The sequence below is a fragment of the Skermanella sp. genome (assembly GCF_059503625.1).
Genome location: NZ_JCACHA010000168.1, coordinates 1 through 3,599, shown reverse-complemented (window position 1 = coordinate 3,599; position 3,599 = coordinate 1). Strand labels below are relative to the sequence as shown.

At 63.2% G+C, this 3,599-nt stretch carries 4 protein-coding genes; 3 read left to right on the top strand and 1 reads right to left on the bottom strand.

What is annotated here, in order from left to right; all coding sequences use genetic code 11:
- Window positions 1–31 precede the first annotated feature (31 nt).
- On the bottom strand, window positions 32–1,288 hold the full coding sequence (locus AC5JJ6_RS04505) for a dienelactone hydrolase family protein (RefSeq protein WP_496040898.1): 1,257 nt from the start codon (window positions 1,286–1,288) through the stop codon (window positions 32–34).
- A gap of 162 nt (window positions 1,289–1,450) precedes the next feature.
- On the opposite strand from AC5JJ6_RS04505, the gene AC5JJ6_RS04500 reads away from it, so the two are divergent.
- The 3 genes from AC5JJ6_RS04500 to AC5JJ6_RS04490 all read left to right on the top strand — a co-directional run bounded on the left by AC5JJ6_RS04500 (window position 1,451) and on the right by AC5JJ6_RS04490 (window position 3,449).
- Window positions 1,451–2,626 carry an MFS transporter gene (locus AC5JJ6_RS04500; RefSeq protein ID WP_496040897.1) on the top strand — a complete coding sequence of 392 codons (1,176 nt, stop codon included), beginning with the start codon at window positions 1,451–1,453 and terminating at the stop codon, window positions 2,624–2,626.
- A gap of 243 nt (window positions 2,627–2,869) precedes the next feature.
- Entirely contained in the window at window positions 2,870–3,127 is a 258-nt protein-coding gene (locus tag AC5JJ6_RS04495) for a type II toxin-antitoxin system RelE family toxin (RefSeq protein WP_496040896.1), read from the top strand.
- Window positions 3,120–3,449 carry a helix-turn-helix domain-containing protein gene (locus AC5JJ6_RS04490; protein ID WP_496040895.1) on the top strand — a complete coding sequence of 110 codons (330 nt, stop codon included), beginning with the start codon at window positions 3,120–3,122 and terminating at the stop codon, window positions 3,447–3,449. Before AC5JJ6_RS04495 ends, AC5JJ6_RS04490 begins: the two co-directional genes overlap by 8 nt.
- Window positions 3,450–3,599: the final 150 nt, after the last annotated feature.

The following is a 3,599-nucleotide window of genomic DNA, read 5'->3' as shown; positions in this document are numbered from 1 at the left end:
AAGCGGCCGAGGAGCGGAAGGAAGGCGGCTATCAATGATCGCCGCCTTCCGTTCCTGACTGACTCCAGCGCGCCATCAGCGTGTTGGAGGGCAGGGACGGATCGACCAGCTTCCGGGCGGTCTCTACCCCGGCGACCGGCAGGCCGTCGGGTTTCAGCACGCCGATCTGGACCAGCACGGATGCCTGATCCCAGTAGATGTGCTCGTTGTAGAGCTTGTCGCCCCGGAAGTTGATGATCGCGATCAGCGGGATTTCGACGTATTTGCCAGTCGGCGGAACGCCGGGCAGCAGCCAGTCGATTTCCCGGTCGTGGGTGAAGCAGAACAGCATTTCGTCCACCACCCGGTCGGCCCCGACGGTGCGGGAGATCGGGACGAGCTTGGTGTCCGCCGGATTGCCGTGGACGAAATGGTTCAGGTAGAAGCGGTGCAGGTCCTTGTAGCCATAGCCGCCGGTCATCGTCGGGATGTGGTTGACATAGGGCTCGGCGACCATGGTCGCCATGGTGTCGTCGACGTTGCGGGTGCCGAACTCGTATTCGCAGTGCTTGTCCCACAGGGCGGAGAGGTCGTAGTGCGGCCCCATCGCCTTGCGGAAGACGGAGATGGTCCTGGAATGGGCCATCATCGCAGTCGGCTTGTCGAACGAGTGGCCCGGCCGGTTGAAGGCATGGCCGGCGCCGGGATAGACGAAGATTTCGACATCCCTCCGCCCGGCGAAGGCTTGCCTGATCTTGTCTATCACCTCGGGCTGCGAGATCCTGTCCTCCGCCCCGAAATGAAGCGTCAGCGGGCACTTGACGGTGCCGGCCTCGCCCAGCAGCTTGTCGATCCCGCCGCCGTAGTATCCGACCGCCGCATCGACATCGCCGCGCGCTGCTGTCAGATAGGCCAGCCGTCCGCCCAGGCAGAAACCGACGACGCCGACCGCCTTGCGGCCGTCCGGGCCGGTGACCTCGGGCATGGCACGGGCGGCGGCGACGGTGGCTAGGATGTCGCGCACGCCCTGATCGATGTCGAAGCGCCCGAGCAGTTCCAGGGCTTTGTCCCGCTCCGCGTCGGAATATCCCAGTTCGACATCCTTCTCGACCCGCCAGAAGACGTCGGGCGCCAGGGCGACATAGCCTTCCTCGGCGTAGAAGTCGGCGACGTCGCGGATATGCTGGTTGATGCCGAAGATTTCCGGCAGCACGATCACCGCCGGACCGTCGCCGGAGCGCGGTACGGATTTGTAGGCGCGGAAGGTTTCGCCCGCCTCGCCCGTGATCTGGATGAATTCGCCGTCCATATCCTGCTCCCCGAGTATGACTGCCGCGCATTGCTGCGATGCGGCATAGTTTCTGCTGTAAACAATCAGTCCAGCATACTGTTATAGGACAAACGAGAAAATGCCGGGAGGGGTGCCTACAGCTTCGTCCGTCCTCCGCCACCGCCTTCCCGAGCAGGTCCCATGCCTCTTCCGCTTCTGGCGCTCGCCGTAGCCTCCTTCGGCATCGGCACTACCGAATTCGTCATCATGGGCCTGTTGCCCAACGTCGCCGCCGACCTCGGCGTCAGCATCCCGTCGGCGGGAATGCTGGTGTCCGGCTATGCCTTGGGCGTCGTGGTCGGAGCGCCCATCCTCGCGATCCTGACGTCGCGAATGCCGCGCAAAACGGCCTTGCTGGCCTTGATGGCCGTGTTCATCGTCGGCAACGCGCTGTGCGCGATAGCGCCGGACTATGCGACGCTGATGGCCGCGCGGGTCGTGACGGCCTTCTGCCACGGTACGTTCTTCGGCATCGGGTCGGTGGTCGCCGCCGGACTGGTTCCGCCGAGCCAGCGCGCCCGCGCCATAGCGCTGATGTTCGCCGGCCTGACGCTGGCGAACGTGCTGGGCGTCCCGCTGGGGACGGCGCTGGGTCAGGCCGCCGGCTGGCGTTCCACCTTCTGGGGCGTGGTCGGCATCAGCGTGCTGGCGCTGCTCGCCATCCTGTTCTGGGTTCCGGCGGTGAAGCATGACCGGTCGGCGAACCTGCTTCAGGAGTTCCGCGTCGTCCGTCGGCCGCAGGTGCTGCTGGCTATGTCGATCAGCGTGCTGGCGTCGGCCAGCCTGTTCAGCGTCTTCACCTATATCACGCCCCTGCTTCAGGAAGTGACCGGCGTGTCGCCGCACGGCGTCACGATGGTCCTGCTGCTGTTCGGCGTTGGCCTGACGATCGGGAACTTCGCCGGCGGCAGGCTGGCGGACTGGAAGCTGATGCCGGCCATCATCGGCATCTTCAGCGTCCTGGTGCCGGTGGTGGCGGCGCTCAGCTTCACCAGCCAGTTTTTGATACCGGCTGTCGTGACGATCGTCCTGTGGGGCGTCGTCGCCTTTGCGCTGGTGGCCCCGCTTCAGGTGCGGGTGGTCGATGAAGCGCATGGCGCGCCCAACCTCGCCGCGATCCTCAACCAGGGAGCCTTCAACCTGGGCAATGCCGGCGGCGCCTGGATCGGCGGCGTCGCGATCGCACAGGGCCTGTCGTACACCGCGATCCCCTGGGTCGGTGCGGCACTGGCCTTGCTGGCGCTGGGAGTGACGGTGCTGTCGAGCACCCTGGAGCGCCGCGAGGACGTGGCGCTGAGCGTCGCGGACCGCTGCTGACGGCCGGGTGGCGGTAAGGCGCCGGAGGGGGATGTAGACACCCCCTTCCAGGCCGCGGAAAGACGCAAATGTCATCATTTTGGACAGCGACGCGCCTTTCCTGAAGAATTATTTCGGAATTTTATCCTAAAACGCTTGTGCCGTCAACCTTTTGCCCTTAGCTGTTCGCATAATGCGAACATCTCGCTTGATGTCATGTTCGCATTATGCGAACATGGTGGCCGTCGGATGCGGTGAGAGAAGATGCAGGTCGAGTACGAAGCACAAGCCGCCAAGGCGCTACGCAAGCTTCCTGCCAACGTGCGAAATCGTATTCGATCGAAGATCGAGCAATACTCCGAAGACCCCAAATCATTATCCAATAACGTGATTCAACTGACCAACTCGGAACTGTTTCGCCTGCGCGTCGGTGATTACCGGGTTATCTTCGCTGTTGAACAAAATACCGTCAGTGTCATGATTGTGATCGACGTTCGCCCCAGAGGAGGAGCTTATGACTGACACCATCACGATTCCTCGCGCGGAGTATGACGCCCTTCACTCACGTTTGGAGGATCTGGAAGACGTGCTGGCAGCCCAACGGGGGCGTACCGGCATCACTCTGCCAGCGGAGTGGGCGAACCGGATCATGGACGGGGAGAGTCCCGTTCGCGTCTGGCGGGAGTATCGCGGTTTGGGGCTTCGGGAACTGGCTGCAAAGGCTGATGTCGGCGCCGGGTTTCTGTCCGATATAGAAAGCGGAAAGCGGGTTGGCTCGATAGCGACTTATCAGGCGTTGGCTCGTGCATTGGATACGTCGATCGACTGGTTGACCATCGATTGAGGCAGTGTAGAAGCTGTCCGTGACCTTATCATCGTAGGTCGTGGTAAATCGAAGGGGGCGCCCGCGAGCAGGGGCGTGGTTGGCGGGGGCCGGGTGGGGTTTGGACGCGCGTCGGAGTTGCTTTTGACCATACTCCCCGCTATTCATCAG